The 390-nt window shown below is 28.2% G+C and carries 1 protein-coding gene; it reads left to right on the top strand.

Features of this window, described 5'->3' with window-relative positions:
* Positions 1 to 36: 36 nt before the first annotated feature.
* The coding region (locus AB4653_RS26015) for a hypothetical protein (protein ID WP_372105666.1) at positions 37 to 390 on the top strand (354 nt) is incomplete at its 3' end.

The following is a 390-nucleotide window of genomic DNA, read 5'->3' as shown; positions in this document are numbered from 1 at the left end:
AATTATAAGAAAATTGATTATTATCTGAAAATGGCAGTGGATACCGTAGATGACGATCAAAGTAAATTATTACTTGCTCGCTCATATATGCACTATCCTAGCCGAAGTTGGTTATATGATGAATCTGAGGAGTTACTAAATAAAATAAATCATAAGGGGGAAATACAGTATAAAGTGTTATATTGTGATGCTATTATTAGTGGTAAATTTTCAAATAGTGGTGATTATGATTTAACATGTCTAGAGGAAATAATTGATCATGGAAATAAGCCTGCTTTATATGCGTATATGGAGAATTATAAAAATAACTATCATAAAGGATTAGATTATAAGGAAGAATATTTAAATCTCTTTTATGAAGAAATATCAGATAGCGAATCAGAATCATTA

The organism is Vibrio sp. 10N.222.48.A3, from assembly GCF_041475345.1.
Lineage (GTDB): Bacteria > Pseudomonadota > Gammaproteobacteria > Enterobacterales > Vibrionaceae > Vibrio > Vibrio tasmaniensis_A.
This window is presented reverse-complemented; position numbering and strand designations above follow the sequence as displayed.